At 52.2% G+C, this 345-nt stretch carries 2 tRNA genes; both read right to left on the minus strand.

What is annotated here, in order from left to right:
- Positions 1-76 (minus strand) — tRNA-Val (locus AB5N96_RS13585).
- Between the two features lie 116 nt (positions 77-192).
- A tRNA-Thr gene (locus tag AB5N96_RS13590) sits at positions 193-265 on the minus strand.
- Positions 266-345 lie beyond the last annotated feature (80 nt).

Consider the following 345-nt stretch of genomic DNA (forward strand, 5'->3'; position numbering starts at 1 on the left):
TGGTGGAGGATGACGGGATCGAACCGCCGACCCCCTGCTTGTAAGGCAGGTGCTCTCCCAGCTGAGCTAATCCTCCAGTATGTCGCTGCTTCACAGGACAAGAATTATTGTAGCATGTTGAAAAAGGTCGTGCAAGAGTTTTTGTGACCTTTCATAAAGAAAAATGCTGCTCGCTTTTTGCAAGCAGCCGTAAGCTTCCAGCCGGGATCGAACCGACGACCTCATCCTTACCATGGATGCGCTCTACCTACTGAGCTATGGAAGCAAAAATGGCTCCGAAGGCAGGACTCGAACCTGCGACCTGCCGGTTAACAGCCGGATGCTCTACCAACTGAGCTACTTCGG

It is taken from the genome of Chryseomicrobium imtechense (genome assembly GCF_041475995.1).
GTDB classification, from domain to species: Bacteria; Bacillota; Bacilli; order Bacillales_A; family Planococcaceae; genus Chryseomicrobium; species Chryseomicrobium aureum.